Raw genomic sequence first — 14683 nt, 5'->3', positions numbered from 1 at the left:
AAGAGTGCTGGACATCATGTTTATACCCAATCTACTTTCCGCTGAAAGCGGGAGCGAACGCATCGTGCGGGCACGAATTGTCATTGTCGAGGACGAGCCCGACCTGAGGGACGCGGTCGCCGAGTATCTCGGCGCCAGCGGCTATGATGTGGCCACGGCCGAAAGTGCGGCGGCGGCGCGCGACCTGTTGGAAGCCCAGTCCTTCCATCTGGCCATTCTCGACATCGCCATGCCGGGCGAGGACGGCCTGTCGCTCGGCCGCTGGATGCGGTCGAAAATGCCGATCGGCATCATCTATGCGACGGCCGCCGGTACCGCGCTCGACCGCATCGTCGGACTGGAGCTCGGCGCTGACGACTACATCGTCAAGCCTTACGAGTTGCGCGAAGTGCTGGCCAGGGTGCGCAGCGTGCTGCGCCGCGTTCCGGAGCCGACCGAACCACAAAAAGCCAAGGCTGAAACATCCGGTGGCCGCCGGTCCGTGAGCTTCGGCGCCTTTCACGCCGACCTCGACGGCAGGCTCGTCACCGGCGCCAACGGTGCGGTCATCGACATGGCCAAGAGCGAGTTCGACGTGCTGGAGGTGTTCCTTACCCGCGCCAACCGGCTGTTGACGCGGGCGGCGATCTCCGAGGCGATCGGTTTCGTCGAGGACGCGGAATCGTCCCGCGCCGTCGACATCCGCATCATGCGGCTGAGAAAGAAGATCGAGGCGGATCCGGCCAATCCGAAATTCCTGCGCACGGTGCGCGGCGAAGGCTATATCTTCTCGCTGCCAGCCGGCGAAAATAACTGAGGCCTGGCGGCTTGAGCAAGCCACGGCCAGGAAATGACCATGACGGCTGAAACAGCACGCGCGGACTCGCAGGGCGCCAGGCAGGGCGCGGCGATGGCGGCCGTGCATGTGGTTCGCCGGCTGCGCGAAGCCGGCGACTGGCAGCGCGAGATGGAGGGTATCCTCCAAACGCTTTGCGAAGCCATGGATTGTCACCGCGGCATCCTGTTTCGCCTGCGCGAACTGCCCGGCCAGGGCTTCGCCCAGTCGGTCGCCGCTTATTGGATCGCCCCCCGGTTTGGCGGCGAGCTGGCGTCACCGACCGTCATCATGCAGTCGGTCGTCGATTCGGACCCATTGCTGGAACAGCTGGCGGAGGACGAGCGCCAAGGCAAGATATTCGCCGGGCACACACGCGATCTCGAAGGCTTTCTGCGGACCGATTTCGAAAAGCAGAACATCAAGTCGTTCCTGTCGGTGTCGGTCTTTTCGCACGGCAATTTGTGGGGCACACTGGCGGTCAACGACTGCGTCAACGAACGCGAATGGACCGACCAGGAAGAGGCGGCGCTGCACATGGTGGCACTCGCCATTGGCGACGCCATCGAACGGTCGCCCTCCGACGCGCATGCCAGTGACGTCATTCGCCGCACCATGCTGCAGGCCTCGCTCGACGCCATCATCGTCATCGACGAGACCGGCTCGATCATCGAATTCAATCCGGCCGCCGAGAAGATGTTCGGCTATCGACGCAGCGATATCCTCGGCAAGGACCTGCTCGACACGGTCGTGCCGGAATATTACCGCAAAGGCTATGCGTCGGGCGCCGAATACATGTCGGGCCGCGGCGCGCCGATGGTCGGCCAGCGGCTCGAAACGGTCACCCAGAATGCCGCCGGCGAGGTTTTTCCGATCGAGCTGACGGCGACCGAGATGCGGGTCGCCGATCGCCATCTGATCTTCGGCTCCATCCGCGACCTGCGCGACAGATTGCGCGCTGAGGAGGAAATCAACCGTCAGCGCGAAAAACTGCACCAGAACGAGAAGATGGCGGCGATGGGCTCGCTGCTTGCGGGCGTTTCGCACGAGCTCAACAACCCGCTGGCCGTGGTCGTCGCCCAGTCGACGCTGCTGCATGAATTCGCCGCCGATCCGCAGACCAAAGTACGCGCCGAAAAGGTGCGCGCCGCTGCCGAGCGCTGCGGCCGTATCGTCAAAAGCTTCCTGTCGATGGTCCGCCTGCACCCGACGGCGCAGGCCGAGACCGACCTCAACCAGGTGATCCGCGCGGCACTCGAAGTGACCGCCTATGGCGCGCGATCAAGCGGCATCATCATCGACACCGATTTCGCCGGCGGCCCGCTGCTGGCCATGGCCGATGCCGACCACGTGACGCAGGTAGCCGCCAACTTCCTCATCAACAGCCAGCATGCCTTGGCCGGCATTGCCGGCGACCGGCGGATCAAGGTCCGGACGTTTCGCAGCGACCGCGGCAATCCCGGATTCTCGGTCGAGGACAACGGGCCAGGCGTGCCGGAAGCGATACGCTCACGCATATTCGAATCCTATTTCACCACCAAGCCAGTCGGCGTCGGTACCGGTATCGGCCTGTCGATTTCCAAATCGATCATCGAGCGGCACAATGGCAATATCTGGTTCGAGGAGGTTTCGCCGAGAGGCGTGCGTTTTGTCGTGCAGTTGCCGGCGATCGCTGCCGGCGCGGTCGCCGCCGGCGACAGTCCGTCGCGGTCGAGCGGCTTGCGTCACGCGCTGATCATAGACGATGAGCCGGATGTCGCGGCGTCGCTGTCCGACATTCTGGAGTTGATGGGCATCAAGTCGCGGATCGTGCCGGCCTGGGTCTCGGCCGCCGCGACCCTGAGCGGCCACATGCCGCCGGACATCGTGTTTTCCGATTTGCGCATGCCCGGCACCAGCGGCATAGCCGCCTATCGCGAGCTGCTTGCCGAAATGCCGGATCTGGCGCGGCGTTTCGTGCTTGTCACCGGCGATCTGATCGGCGCAAAAGGCGAAATCGAGGCGCTGCCGGCGCCGCAGCGGCCGCCAATCCTCGAAAAGCCGTTCAGCACGCTGGATGTGCGCGGCGTGCTCTCGGCCATTGCCGAGCAGGTCGCTTTGGGCGGCTAGACTCCCAGAGAGACAAAAAGGAAAGAAAAAAGGCTCCCAGCCGACATTGCGGCGGGAGCCTGACTGGAGTGCTGGAGGGCGCTCGCGAAAAGATCAAAAAACGTTCGGCGTATCGGCCAGCGGGGCGGCGTTGGCGATCATGCGGACGGGCCGTGCCTTGCCCGACTGGGCAGCGATAGCGCGCAGGCAGTCCAGGCTCTCGGCGCCCCAGGCCTGACCCTTGCAGGCAAAATCGATGTCCGGGATCGGCAGGCGCGCCGTCTTGGTCGTGGTCGTCGCGCCGTCGATGAGGTTGACCGGCGGGTTCAGCGAGGCGAAGGCCGGACCGACGGTCGGCGTGAACGCCATGCCGGCAAACGCGGCAGCGGCAAGCAGCAGGAACATCGCCATCGGGTGATCGCTGGCGCGCTGGCGCAGCGCCAGCTTCGGGCGCCGGTCGTTGCGCTGCGGACCCTGCAGGCGATGGTCGTTGTCGGTGATCTGGGTTTTCGTATGCATCGTCGTTTCCTTCGGTGTTCTTCTTTTCCCTGTTGAAACGAACTTAACCGCACCTTGTAACGGGCCAACGATGATGGATTAACGATTGTGTAACCGGCATGAAACCAGGCCCGCGGCCATTCCGGGGGCAAACCGATGATGCGTAGCTGGCCGCACCGGTGACATTCAGCGCTCGTTTTCCGCTATCCACGGCACCGGATCCACGTCGACTTTTCCGGTCCACGGAGGGCTGGGCGCTCAACAAGCGTAAGGGGATTAACGCCCGGAATTCCCGGGATTTTCCCGGCTTCGATCGTTCGAGCTCGGCTCTCAATTACCGATCGGTTTCGCGCCGGGAATTCGCCCTATTCTCGCAAGCTATTGCATTTCAACAGAAAATATGCTTGTATTGAACGGCCATTCAATAAATAAGAGCCTTTTATGAACCCGCATCTGCGTGACGTGGCAATCCCCAACGATTGGGATCGGCGGGGCCTGCCGGGCTGGAGCTATCATTCCGACGCCTTGCTCGAACTCGAGAAAGAGCACGTCTTCCGCAATCACTGGCAGATCGCCGGCCATGTCTGCGACCTGCCGAACGCCGGCGACTATCTGACGATGGATGTGGTCGGCGAGCGGGCGCTGATCGTGCGCGGCAAGGATGGCGTGGTGCGCGCCTTCAACAATATGTGCCGCCACCGCGGCAGTCGCGTCGTTGCCGATAGCCAAGGCACTTGCAAGAATGCGCTGGTCTGCCCCTTTCATGGCTGGGTCTACAATCTCGACGGCACGTTGCGCGGCGCTGCCCGCCCGCGGTCCTTCCCCGACCTCGACAAGACCGAATTCGGCCTGATGCCGCTCGAGCTCGAAATCTGGATGGGCTTCATCTTCATCCGCTTCCGCAAGGGTGGCCCGCAGCCATCCGTTGCCGAGCTGTTGAAGCCGATCGAAGCCGAGATTGCCCATTACGGCGTCGCCGAGATGGTGCCGTCCTGGGGCATCTGGACCCAAAAGACGCCGGTCAACTGGAAGTCGGTGCGCGACGTCGACAATGAAGGCTACCACGTCGCCATGGCGCATCCGGCGCTGCAGGATCTTTATGGCGCGACCTACTTCGACGAGCCGTTCGTCAACGGCGTGTCGCGCTCGTTCGCCACTTACAACCCGCATGCCGGACGGCGCTGGAGCGTCGCGCAATACATCAAGCTCGCACCCGAGGCGAAGCAACTGCCGGAGCACCTGCGCAAGGCCTGGATCTATTACGGCATCTTCCCGAACAACGCGCTGTCGATCATGCCGGAGTCGGTGCAGTTCTATCAGGAGGTCCCGCTGTCGACGGGTGAGACGCTGCTGCGCGGCGCCATCTACCGCTATCGCGACGAGAGCAGGGAGCAGGCGGCTGCCCGCTACCTATCCTACCGCATCGACCGCGACACGCTGGCCGAAGATGTACAGCTTTCGATATGGTCGAACGAATCCATGCTGTCAGAAGCCTTCGGAGGTTTTTACCTCTCCGATCTCGAATATGGCGTGCGCACCCACCACGACCATTTGCGCAAGCAAATTCCCGTGCTCGGATTGGAGACCGCGCCCGAGGAGAAGGATATGTGGGCGCTCAACGAGGCGCTCAGATCACGCTCCTGACGCATGCCACCTAAAACGTTAGCCCTGGTCCTCAAGCCCAGATGGCGACGGGAATGCCGAAACGATCGGCGAGCGGCGGATCCGGAAACGGCATTGCCTCGCCTCTGGCGATGCGGCCGGCAATCAGCATCATCGCCGCGGCATCGAGGAAATCGTCGGTGGCCGCGCCGCGCGGCGGCCTCTGGTCGAGAAAATGCTGGCCATAACCATGCCGGGCAAGCAGCGCCTTGCGTTCGGCCATGCCGGCCGGATTGATGTTGCCCTTGATCTTCTTCGGCAGACGCATCGCCCGGTCGCCGTTCAGTCTGCAGAAGGCAACTTCCGGATGCGATTCGAAGACGCGGCTGCGCAGTTCGGGCCGCGCGATCAGCAGCGAATCGATCTCACGGATCTTGGCAAAGACGCCGAAGGCCTGGATCGAGACACCGCGCGGCGGATCTGAGGTCGTCTTGGCCACGTCACTTGCCCTGCGATGTGCCGCGTACCAGGCTTCGACCGTGGTGAAGGCTTCGATCTCCGCATAGAGCGCGGCGCGGGAGGGGATGGCAAAGACACTGGATTGCCGGGCGCCAAGAAATGGCCGCACCAGCGCCTCCGGACCGCGACCGCCTCTTTGCGAGAAATCGGGCAGGCCGATCGGCATATCGACCGCTACGATTGCATTGACGGGTAGCTGGTCGAGCAACGCCGCGAAGCTTGGGAAAACGGCTGTCGACGGTGCGGCACCGGAATCGCGGCGGACGGCTATCCAGCCGGTCTTGCAACCGTCGACGCCGACAAGCACAACATCCCTAGGCGCAACATCCCCAGGCACAACATGGTCGGGCACAGCACCCTTGGGCGCATCATCCTGGGGCACGGCGTCTTCGGCCTGCGTCACGCCCGGCGATCCCGTCCCGGATGCAGGAGATGGCGAAGCTGCACCATCGCCATCGGGTGCGACAGGCTCTGGGCATCGGTCTCGAGCTGCAATTCGTCGCCGCCGCGCTTGGCGGTGCGCGCCAGGATCTCGTAGACCGCTGCCGTGGTCGATTGCAGCGCCTTGGCGGCCGTTTGGCCGGACAGGATGCGCGCCAGGTAGACGGCCGCCGTCAGGTCGCCGAGCCCATTCGGAGGCTTGTCGATTAGCCGGTGTTCGGCAAGCAGCGCCTCTCTGCCGTTGAGCAGCAAATTGCCGATGCCGCCGGCCATCATCGCCGGTGCCGAAGTGACCAGCATGGCCGGTGGGCCGGCTTGCAGGGCAGCAGCCATTGCCGATTTCAGGTCGGGCAGCGGCGCTCCGGCCATCCATTCCAGCTCGTAGCGGTTGGGCGTGGCGATATCGGCGATCGGCATCAGCCGGTCGCGCATGGCGATTGCGGTCGGCTCAGGTACGTAGAGGCCGCCCGAATCGCCCATCACCGGGTCGCAGATATAGAGGGCGTCCGGCGTCTTCGCCTTGACGGCGCCGACCAGCGAAGCGACGGCTTCGGCCTGGCCAGCCTCGCCGAGATAGCCGGACAGCACGGCGCCGACCTCGCCCAGCCACGGCGCGCGCTCGAGGTCGGTCATCAGCGCCTTGAACTGGTCCAGCGGCGGCACGATGCGGGTGGCCCGGCCGTGCCCCGGATGCCAGGGCAGAATGACGGTCGGCACCGCCCAAACCGGAAACCCCAGCGTCTCCAGCGCAAACACGGCGGCACGGTTGCCGACCGAGCCACGTGCGACATGGCTGGAGACGACGATGACCGCGCGCGGCGCGTCGGCTTTTTCGGCGCTCATTGATCTTTGTCCTAACCGCCCCTGGTGATGAAAAGCACGAGCCAGATCAACAGGCCGATGGCAATAAGCAAGCCTGCCGCCCGACCAATACGGGTGCCCCAATATTCGATCGGGTCCGATCGGTCGGCATCGGCCGCTGTGACGTGGTCGCGCGCGCCTCTGGCGGTTCGTGCGAGGAACGAGGTGCCGCCCGGGTCGGTCTCGCGCGCCACCCGTTCGATGATGCGGCGCGATTCCGCGTCGCTGTCGTGGCGTTTCGCCATGGTGATATCCCGTTTCATGCCGAGCTTAACCCGTTCGCCTCGTCTGTCACAGGGCCTGACGGCGAATGGTAGAAACCAGTAACGCTTCTCGGCCGAAGTCATTTTCTTGCGCAAGGATTGTGCTAATGCTTCGCGTGCCAATGCTATCGAGGGGACCTTATCATGCTTGTCCAGCGCCTTGCTTTACCGCCAATCTTCCGTAATTTAGCTGCGTTCCTGGTGATGGCCGTCATGCTGCCGCTGCTTGCCGGCTGCGGCTACAACACCATCCCGACGGCTGAGGAAAACGCAAAGGCCGCATGGAGCGAGGTGTTGAATCAATACCAGCGCCGCGCCGATCTCATCCCCAATCTGGTCAACACGGTCAAGGGCTATGCCGCGCACGAGAAGGACACGCTCGATGCCGTGGTCGAAGCGCGCGCCAAGGCGACGCAGGTGACCGTGACGCCGGAAACGCTGAACAATCCGGAAGCCTTCAAGAAATTCCAGGACAGCCAGGCCGGCCTGACCAGCGCGCTGTCGCGCCTGCTGGCGGTGGTGGAGAACTATCCCGATCTCAAGGCCAACCAGAACTTTCTGGCGCTGCAAGCACAACTCGAAGGCACCGAGAACCGCATCACGGTCGCCCGCCGCGACTATATCCAGGCGGTGAGAGAGTACAATCTGACGCTGAGGACCTTCCCGTCGGTGATCTGGGCGACCTTGTGGTTCCGCGGCAACCAGCCGTTTGCGAATTTCACCATCGAGGAGGACAAGATGCAGCCGCCGAAGGTCGATTTCGGCACGCAGCAGGGCGGGTGAACGGCGCTTAGCGGGTCTGTTCCCGTTGGCCTTGTACTCCGTCCCACCCCCCTCTGTCCTGCCGGCCATCTCCCCACAGAGGGGGGTGGGAAGAAATGCCGGCCGGATTTTTTTTGGCTTCGTTCTAAGCTTTCTCCTCCTCCCTCTCACCGTTCTCGCGGCCGAATTGCCGGCGCTGACCGGACGGGTCGTCGACAATGCCGGCATCATCGATGCCGCGACCAAGGCGGCGCTGACGCAGAAGCTTGCCGATTTCGAGACCAAGGGTTCGGACCAGATCGTCGTTGCGACCATTCCCAGCCTCGACGGCGAGGAGATCGAGCCTTACGCCAACCGGTTGTTTCGCGCCTGGAAACTCGGCCAGGCGAAGGAGAACAACGGCGTNGAGGAGATCGAGCCTTACGCCAACCGGTTGTTTCGCGCCTGGAAACTCGGCCAGGCGAAGGAGAACAACGGCGTGCTTTTGCTGGTGGCGCCGAACGACCGCAAGATGCGCATTGAGGTCGGCTATGGGCTTGAAGGCACGCTGACTGACCTGCACACCAAGTTGATCATCGAAAATGACATGGTGCCGGCCTTCCGTGCCGGCGATTTCTCCGGCGGCATCAGCAAGGCCCTCGACGACATGATCATGGTGCTGGAAGGCAATCCCGAAGAGCTGCAAGCGCGCGGCGAACGCAACCAGCAGCCGCCGTTCAACAGCGACGATCTGTTCTTCACCATCTTCATAGCCATCTGGGCAATCATCTTTTTCGGCGGCCTCGCAGCCTCCATCCTGCCGCCGATCTTCGGCCAGAAGATCGGTCCCGGCCGCTATCGCTGGCTGGGCATGACCTTCGAGCCGAGCCGGCGGTCGTCCGGCGGCTGGTCGGGAGGTTCAGGCAGTGGTTGGTCGTCAGGAAGTTCCGGCGGCGGGTTTTCCGGCGGCGGCGGTTCGTCCGGCNCGAGGAGATCGAGCCTTACGCCAACCGGTTGTTTCGCGCCTGGAAACTCGGCCAGGCGAAGGAGAACAACGGCGTCCTGCTTCTGGTGGCGCCGAACGACCGCAAGATGCGCATCGAGGTCGGCTATGGGCTTGAAGGCACGCTGACCGACCTGCACACCAAGTTGATCATCGAAAACGACATGGTGCCGGCCTTCCGTGCCGGCAATTTCTCAGGCGGCATCAGCAAGGCCGTCGACGACATGATCATGGTGCTNATGGTGCCGGCCTTCCGTGCCGGCAATTTCTCAGGCGGCATCAGCAAGGCCGTCGACGACATGATCATGGTGCTGGAAGGCAATCCCGAAGAGCTGGAGGCGCGCGGCAAGCGCAATCCGGCGAATGACAATCCTGTCGATCCCATCTTCATGCTGTTCATCATCCTGTGGGCGACGATGTTCTTCGGCGGCTTGGCAATGGCGTTCCTGCCGCCGATCTTCGGCACGAAACTGTCGCCGGGCGTGTACAAGTGGCTGGGCATGACGTTCCGCTACGGCCGCGGGCCAGGTTCGTCACCCTCCGGTGGCGGTGCCTGGACGTCGGGGACCTCGTCCGGCAGTGGCTGGTCGTCGGGAAGTTCAGGCAGTGGTTGGTCGTCAGGAAGTTCCGGCGGCGGGTTTTCCGGCGGCGGCGGTTCGTCCGGCGGCGGCGGCTCCTCGGGAAGCTGGTGACGAGATGACAAGACACGCCGTCAGCCCGGTGGAATCCGGCCGTTTCATCAAAATGACCGGCACCGCGCTGTTGGCCATAGCGGTGCTGCTGTTCGGCTTCGCGGCCTTCGCCGCCGAATTGCCGGCGCTGACCGGACGGGTCGTCGACAATGCCGGCATCATCGATGCCGCGACCGAGGTGGCGCTGACGCAGAAGCTTGCCGATTTCGAGACCAAGGGGTCCGACCAGATCGTCGTCGCGACCATTCCCAGCCTCGACGGCGAGGAGATCGAGCCTTACGCCAACCGGTTGTTTCGCGCCTGGAAACTCGGCCAGGCGAAGGAGAACAACGGCGTGNCGGGAGGTTCAGGCAGTGGTTGGTCGTCAGGAAGTTCCGGCGGCGGGTTTTCCGGCGGCGGCGGTTCGTCCGGCGGCGGCGGTTCTTCAGGAAGCTGGTGAGACATCAATCATGGCAACACGACCGATCAGCCCCGAGGATCATGAGCGCATCGCCGATGCGATCCGCGCTGCCGAATCAAAGACCGACGGCGAGATCTACTGCGTCGTGGCGCATGCAAGCGACGGCTATTTCTTCCCGGCCGCCTTCATGGCGATGCTCGGCATGCTCGTCGTCAGCCTCGCCGTCGGTTACGGGCTGGAAGCCTGGTGGCTGTCGATCCGCTTGCCGCATTTCGTCATAGCCGAGCTTCTGGCGCTTGCCAGTGTGCTCATCCTGTTGTGGGCATTGCCCGCATTGCGCATCCATTTGGTGCCGAGGCGGCTGCGCTACCAGGCCGCCCACGCCAATGCGATGAAGCAGTTCCTCGCCCGCAACGTCCACCGCACCGCGGCGCGCACCGGCGTGCTGGTGTTCGTCTCGATCGCCGAGCGCTATGCTGAAGTGGTCGCCGACAGCGGCATCGATTCTCGTGTCGGCCAGCATGTCTGGGACGGTGTCGTCCGCGACCTTACGGCGCATGCCGGCGACGATCGGCTTGCCGACGGCTTCGTCAGGGCGGTCGAAGCGGTCGGTGCGGTACTGGCCGAGCATTCTCCGGTGTCGACCGGCGACAGCAACGAACTGGACGACCATCTGGTCGAGATTTGATCTCGCTAAAGGCGGTTTTGCAGCGTCTCAAGGACGCACCGTTCGGCTGTGCGAAAGCATCGCAGTGGCTGACCGGACTCTTGCAATCGGGCGCCGCGGGTTTATGGTTAACCAATCATGAATACGCTGAGCATCGACATCAGGAAAGCCGAGCCGCGCGATGCAGCCGCCATTGCCGACGTGCATCTCGAGGCCTGGCGCGGCGCCTATTCGGGCATCATCCCACACCGCACTCTGACATCGATGATCAACCGCCGCGGTGCCGACTGGTGGGCGAATGCCATTCGCCGCGCCGCCACCGTCCTGGTCGTCGAAATCGGCGGCAAAATTGCCGGCTACGCGACGATCGGCAAGAACCGTGCCCGCGAACTCAGGCAGCAGGGCGAGATCTACGAGCTTTACCTGCGGCCGGAATATCAAGGCATCGGGCTCGGCAGCCGGCTGTTCTCGGCGGCACGGGCACGGCTGGCCGACCATGGCTTGAAGGGCATGGTGGTGTGGGCGCTGGAAGACAATCAGAACGCACTTGCCTTCTATGCCGGCGCCGGCGGTCGCGATGTGGCCGAGGGGGTCGAGATATTCGAGCAGAAGGCGCTGAAGAAGGTCGCTTTCGTCTGGGAATGACGGCCAGCGCATGATCCGACCGGTTTCGGTTCGGACGATCCCCCAGTACCATTCGCCGCATTGCACCATTCGCCGTCGCCCGCTATCGATCTTCAATCGAGAGAGGGATAAAGCGATGCGTATCGAAGCGATTGCCAGCGGAAAGAACCCGCCCGAGGACGTCAACGTCATTATCGAGGTGCCGATCGGCGGTGAGCCGATCAAGTACGAGATGGACAAGGAGGCCGGCACGCTGTTCGTCGACCGCTTCCTGCACACGTCGATGCGCTATCCCGGCAATTACGGTTTCGTACCGCACACGCTGTCGGGCGACGGCGACCCGATCGACGTGCTGGTCTGCAACACACGCGCGCTGGTGCCGGGCTGCGTCATCAATGTGCGGCCGATCGGCGTGCTGGTGATGGAGGACAATGCCGGCCAGGACGAGAAGGTCATCGCAGTACCTTCGCCCAAGCTGACCTTGCGCTATGAGGACGTTCACGAATACACGCAGCTGCCTGATATCACCCGCCAGCAGGTGCAGCACTTTTTCGAGCACTACAAGGATCTCGAACCCGGCAAATGGGTCAAGATCGAGGGCTGGTACGATGCCGCCTATGCCAAGAAGATGATCGTCGAGGCAATCGAGCGGGCCAAGCGCAAGTAATTAACGGGCGCAAATCGTCAGTTGTCGACGCGGCCGAAATCGGGCGTGTTGCCGATCACCACACGCTTGTCCTTGCCGCAGGCGAAGGTGCGTGCCTTCTCGTCGGCAAGCTTGCGCGCCTGATCGTTGGCGGCGGGATTGCCAGTGGCGAGCACAAGAGCGATCGTGCAGCCTTCGTAGGCGCCAGGCTGGGCAACCTTGGCGACGATCAGCACTTCCGTCGACTTGTTCTCGCCCTCGCTATCGCTGATCGAGCGACGATGGATGACTGCGAAAGGAACGGCCATATCGCCCTTGGTTTCGATACGCCACTCGACTTTGGGTCCAGCCGAGTTGAGGCCGGAAAAGCTTTCCCAGACCGTGGTCATGTCGCCAGGTGGAAACCCGTAGAACAGCGATTCCCGCGCATCGTCGTAGGAAACCATCACCGGGTAGCCGCCATAGCCCGAACAGGCCAGGTCGGCCCAGTCGCCGTCGCCTTCCTCCGCCTGGGCATAAGTCACGCAGTCCTTCTCCCAGACGAGATCGGTATAGACGCTGGATATGTCGCCAGCCCGGGCCGCCTGGCAGAAACCGGCGAGGGCAAGCGGGATCAAAAGAGCGCGCATGGCGGACAACTCCGTTCGGGCTGCCGCAGCGTACCGTCAAATTCAGCAGCAGCCTAGACGAAGTCAGGCTGCTCACAGTTACCTGGTAAACGGAACGCTATTTCCTCAAGCTTGCTTCGATCAGAAGGTCGGCGTTGCGGGCCACCGACTGCGCCGGTCCGCCGGCACCGAACAACTGACCGCTGATATAGGCGCCCTCGATCAGGAGCAGCAGCCCGTCACCCAGCGTGTCGGCGTCGCCGGCACCCATCGCCGCCGCCATGGTGCGCAAGCGCCGGCGCAATTCCTGCTTGTTGGCCTCGCTCACGACGCGGGCCGGATGGCCGTGTTCGGGATATTCGACCGCGGCATTGGTCATGCCACAGCCGCGATAGTCGGGCCTTTGCGTGCGCTTGCCGACACGCGTCAGGAAGGCGACGATCTGCGCGCGCGGATCGCCGGGATGGGCATTCACCGCCTCGTCGAAGCGCTCCCAGAATTCGAGGTCATAGTGCCGAAGATAGGATGCAGCCAACTCATCCTTGGACGGAAAGCTGCGGTAGAGGCTTGGCTTGGTGACGCCGGCACGCCGTACGATCTCGTCGACACCGATCGCCCTGATGCCTTGCCGGTAGAACAGGTCGCGCGCCACCTGGAGGATCCGTTCGGCGGCGCGAGGCAGCGGTGCGCCATTCTCCTTGATCGTTGGTTCAATGCTTTTCATGTCTGGTTTGCCGATGCCTGGTTGACAATGTTACCGGTCGGTACGTATGTTCCGCGCATCTGAAACGTACCGGTCAGTAACATGATAGCTCAATCCCGCCCGTTTGGCCAGCGCTACGCTTTCGTCGTGGTCGCCGTCATCTTCCTCTGCCTGCTGATCGCCGCGGGCCTGCGTTCGGCGCCGGCAGTCATGATGCTGCCGCTGGAGAATAGTTTCGGCTGGCGGCGCGACGTCGTCTCGCTGGCGGCGGCCACCGGCATCTTCCTCTATGGCCTGACCGGGCCGTTTGCCGCGGCGCTGATGGAGCGGATCGGGCTGCGCCGCACCTTGCTTGCCGCGCTGCTTTTGATGTCGGGATCGACCGCGCTCAGCCTGCTAATGACCAAGCCGTGGCATCTGCTCCTCACCTGGGGCGTGTTTTCCGGCATCAGTTCGGGCGCTGTCGCCACCGTGCTCGGCGCGACCATCGTCAACCGCTGGTTCAAGACCAATCGCGGCCTTGTGATGGGACTGATGTCGGCGTCCAGCGCCACCGGGCTGCTGGTCTTCCTGCCGCTGCTCGCCTCGCTCGCCCAGTCCGGCGGCTGGAAGCCGGTCGCCATTGCCATTGCCGTGGCCACCGCCGCCTTGGTGCCGCTGGTTTATATGCTGGTACCGGAGCGTCCGGCCGCGATCGGCATGGTCCGCTATGGCGCCGAGCTCGACGATGTGCCGCCCGCGCCGCCGGCCGCGCAAGGCAATTTCCTCGCGCATACGCTGAGCACGTTGCGCCGCGCCGCCGGTACGCGTGTGTTCTGGTACCTGTTCGCCACCTTCTTCGTTTGCGGCTTCACCACCAACGGGTTGGTCGGCACGCACCTGATCGCCTTTTGCGGCGATATGGGCATCGGCGAAGTGCAGGCCGCGGGCCTGCTCTCGATGATGGGTATCTTCGATCTTATTGGCACGACGCTGTCGGGCTGGCTCACCGACCGTTTCGACCCGCGCAAGCTGCTCGGCATCTATTACGGCATTCGCGGCCTGTCGCTGATCTATCTGCCCTATTCCGGCTTCTCGGCGACCAGCCTGATCATCTTCGCCGTATTTTACGGACTGGACTGGATCGCCACAGTGCCGCCGACGCTGCGGCTTTCCAACGAGGCGTTCGGCGACCGCAGCGGGCCGATCGTCTTCGGCTGGATCGTCGCCGGCCATCAAGTCGGCGCAGCGACAGCGGCCTTTTTCGGTGGCACTATGCGTGAGTTGCAGGGCAATTACGAGCTTGCCTTCCTGATCGCCGGCATGACGGCAATAGCCGCCGCCTGCATCTCGCTGCTGATCAACACCAGCCGCCCGGCGTTCGATCCTGAACCGCAGGCGGCATAGCTTCTCGTTGCAGGAGAGATGCCGTCGGCCAAATTGCCGATCTCCCCCTCGCGGGCAGGGGAATCGCATATGGCGATTTTGGGGTTGAGTTTAGGCTGAGAAAGGATTCTTTGGAGAGGCAGTTGAG

The 14683-nt window shown here is 63.3% G+C and carries 16 protein-coding genes and 1 pseudogene; 11 read left to right on the top strand and 6 right to left on the bottom strand.

Translation table 11 applies throughout. The features are described from left to right. Positions 1-16: 16 nt before the first annotated feature. On the top strand, positions 17-796 hold the full coding sequence (locus tag X760_RS65275) for a response regulator transcription factor (protein WP_198030534.1): 780 nt from the start codon (positions 17-19) through the stop codon (positions 794-796). A gap of 39 nt (positions 797-835) precedes the next feature. Beyond that, entirely contained in the window at positions 836-2923 is a 2088-nt protein-coding gene (locus X760_RS65270; RefSeq protein WP_031194628.1) for a PAS domain S-box protein, read from the top strand. A gap of 93 nt (positions 2924-3016) precedes the next feature. On the opposite strand, the gene X760_RS65265 is transcribed toward X760_RS65270, so the two are convergent. Further along, positions 3017-3421 carry a hypothetical protein gene (locus tag X760_RS65265; protein WP_023721314.1) on the bottom strand — a complete coding sequence of 135 codons (405 nt, stop codon included), beginning with the start codon at positions 3419-3421 and terminating at the stop codon, positions 3017-3019. Between the two features lie 420 nt (positions 3422-3841). On the opposite strand from X760_RS65265, the gene X760_RS65260 reads away from it, so the two are divergent. Further along, complete coding sequence (locus X760_RS65260; protein WP_023721313.1) at positions 3842-5044, top strand: aromatic ring-hydroxylating dioxygenase subunit alpha; 1203 nt, start codon at positions 3842-3844, stop codon at positions 5042-5044. A gap of 31 nt (positions 5045-5075) precedes the next feature. Here X760_RS65260 and X760_RS65255 read toward each other — a convergent pair whose 3' ends face one another. The 3 genes from X760_RS65255 to X760_RS65245 form a co-directional block, all read right to left on the bottom strand. After that, positions 5076-5858, bottom strand: coding sequence for a DUF429 domain-containing protein (locus X760_RS65255; RefSeq protein WP_031194627.1), 783 nt, complete (start codon positions 5856-5858; stop codon positions 5076-5078). Between the two features lie 62 nt (positions 5859-5920). Next, positions 5921-6805, bottom strand: a complete 885-nt coding sequence (pdxY, locus tag X760_RS65250; RefSeq protein WP_023721311.1) for a pyridoxal kinase PdxY — start codon at positions 6803-6805, stop codon at positions 5921-5923. 11 nt (positions 6806-6816) lie between these two features. Then, positions 6817-7068, bottom strand: a complete 252-nt coding sequence (locus X760_RS65245) for a hypothetical protein (RefSeq protein ID WP_023721310.1) — start codon at positions 7066-7068, stop codon at positions 6817-6819. Between the two features lie 162 nt (positions 7069-7230). Here X760_RS65245 and X760_RS65240 point away from each other — a divergent pair, with 162 nt between their 5' ends. The 7 genes and pseudogenes from X760_RS65240 to ppa all read left to right on the top strand — a co-directional run bounded on the left by X760_RS65240 (position 7231) and on the right by ppa (position 11880). Beyond that, positions 7231-7869 carry a LemA family protein gene (locus tag X760_RS65240; protein ID WP_023721309.1) on the top strand — a complete coding sequence of 213 codons (639 nt, stop codon included), beginning with the start codon at positions 7231-7233 and terminating at the stop codon, positions 7867-7869. Positions 7870-7975: 106 nt separating this feature from the next. Then, positions 7976-8812 (top strand): annotated as a pseudogene (locus X760_RS65235) (YgcG family protein); the annotation flags it as partial. Next, positions 8758-9522, top strand: a complete 765-nt coding sequence (locus tag X760_RS0139020) for a TPM domain-containing protein (protein WP_348633246.1) — start codon at positions 8758-8760, stop codon at positions 9520-9522. The pseudogene X760_RS65235 and the gene X760_RS0139020, both read left to right, overlap by 55 nt. A gap of 52 nt (positions 9523-9574) precedes the next feature. Further along, positions 9575-9961, top strand: a complete 387-nt coding sequence (locus tag X760_RS65230; RefSeq protein WP_084642903.1) for a TPM domain-containing protein — start codon at positions 9575-9577, stop codon at positions 9959-9961. Between the two features lie 10 nt (positions 9962-9971). Continuing rightward, the gene (locus X760_RS65225) at positions 9972-10610 is read left to right on the top strand and encodes a TPM domain-containing protein (RefSeq protein WP_023721305.1); all 639 of its coding nucleotides are present in this window, start codon (positions 9972-9974) and stop codon (positions 10608-10610) included. A 117-nt stretch (positions 10611-10727) separates the two neighbouring features. Further along, positions 10728-11234 (top strand): GNAT family N-acetyltransferase, encoded by a 507-nt coding sequence (locus X760_RS65220; protein ID WP_023678138.1) that lies wholly within the window; start codon positions 10728-10730, stop codon positions 11232-11234. 115 nt (positions 11235-11349) lie between these two features. After that, positions 11350-11880: an inorganic diphosphatase gene (gene ppa, locus X760_RS65215; RefSeq protein ID WP_023721304.1), complete on the top strand. Its 531-nt coding sequence runs from the start codon at positions 11350-11352 to the stop codon at positions 11878-11880. 17 nt (positions 11881-11897) lie between these two features. On the opposite strand, the gene X760_RS65210 is transcribed toward ppa, so the two are convergent. Together X760_RS65210 and X760_RS65205 are read right to left on the bottom strand one after the other, a co-directional pair. Then, the gene (locus X760_RS65210; RefSeq protein ID WP_023721303.1) at positions 11898-12488 is read right to left on the bottom strand and encodes a hypothetical protein; all 591 of its coding nucleotides are present in this window, start codon (positions 12486-12488) and stop codon (positions 11898-11900) included. A 97-nt stretch (positions 12489-12585) separates the two neighbouring features. Then, positions 12586-13191: a TetR/AcrR family transcriptional regulator gene (locus tag X760_RS65205; RefSeq protein WP_031194622.1), complete on the bottom strand. Its 606-nt coding sequence runs from the start codon at positions 13189-13191 to the stop codon at positions 12586-12588. 81 nt (positions 13192-13272) lie between these two features. Between X760_RS65205 and X760_RS65200 the strand changes: the two genes are divergently transcribed. Next, positions 13273-14556: an MFS transporter gene (locus X760_RS65200; protein WP_031194621.1), complete on the top strand. Its 1284-nt coding sequence runs from the start codon at positions 13273-13275 to the stop codon at positions 14554-14556. Positions 14557-14683 lie beyond the last annotated feature (127 nt).

It is taken from the genome of Mesorhizobium sp. LSHC420B00 (genome assembly GCF_000503055.1).
In the GTDB taxonomy this organism is placed as follows: Bacteria; Pseudomonadota; Alphaproteobacteria; order Rhizobiales; family Rhizobiaceae; genus Mesorhizobium.
The sequence above is the reverse complement of the archived record's forward strand: the minus strand, read 5'-3'. Positions and strand labels throughout refer to the sequence as shown.

Coding starts and splice junctions, on each gene's coding strand:
- X760_RS65275 (WP_198030534.1), top strand. CDS start 17: ATGTTTATACCCAATCTACTTTCCGCTGAAAGCGGGAGCGAACGCATC.
- pdxY (WP_023721311.1), bottom strand. CDS start 6,805: ATGAGCGCCGAAAAAGCCGACGCGCCGCGCGCGGTCATCGTCGTCTCC.
- ppa (WP_023721304.1), top strand. CDS start 11,350: ATGCGTATCGAAGCGATTGCCAGCGGAAAGAACCCGCCCGAGGACGTC.
- X760_RS65200 (WP_031194621.1), top strand. CDS start 13,273: ATGATAGCTCAATCCCGCCCGTTTGGCCAGCGCTACGCTTTCGTCGTG.
- X760_RS65210 (WP_023721303.1), bottom strand. CDS start 12,488: ATGCGCGCTCTTTTGATCCCGCTTGCCCTCGCCGGTTTCTGCCAGGCG.
- X760_RS65205 (WP_031194622.1), bottom strand. CDS start 13,191: ATGAAAAGCATTGAACCAACGATCAAGGAGAATGGCGCACCGCTGCCT.
- X760_RS65240 (WP_023721309.1), top strand. CDS start 7,231: ATGCTTGTCCAGCGCCTTGCTTTACCGCCAATCTTCCGTAATTTAGCT.
- X760_RS65245 (WP_023721310.1), bottom strand. CDS start 7,068: ATGGCGAAACGCCACGACAGCGACGCGGAATCGCGCCGCATCATCGAA.
- X760_RS65220 (WP_023678138.1), top strand. CDS start 10,728: ATGAATACGCTGAGCATCGACATCAGGAAAGCCGAGCCGCGCGATGCA.
- X760_RS65265 (WP_023721314.1), bottom strand. CDS start 3,421: ATGCATACGAAAACCCAGATCACCGACAACGACCATCGCCTGCAGGGT.
- X760_RS65225 (WP_023721305.1), top strand. CDS start 9,972: ATGGCAACACGACCGATCAGCCCCGAGGATCATGAGCGCATCGCCGAT.
- X760_RS65270 (WP_031194628.1), top strand. CDS start 836: ATGACGGCTGAAACAGCACGCGCGGACTCGCAGGGCGCCAGGCAGGGC.
- X760_RS65260 (WP_023721313.1), top strand. CDS start 3,842: ATGAACCCGCATCTGCGTGACGTGGCAATCCCCAACGATTGGGATCGG.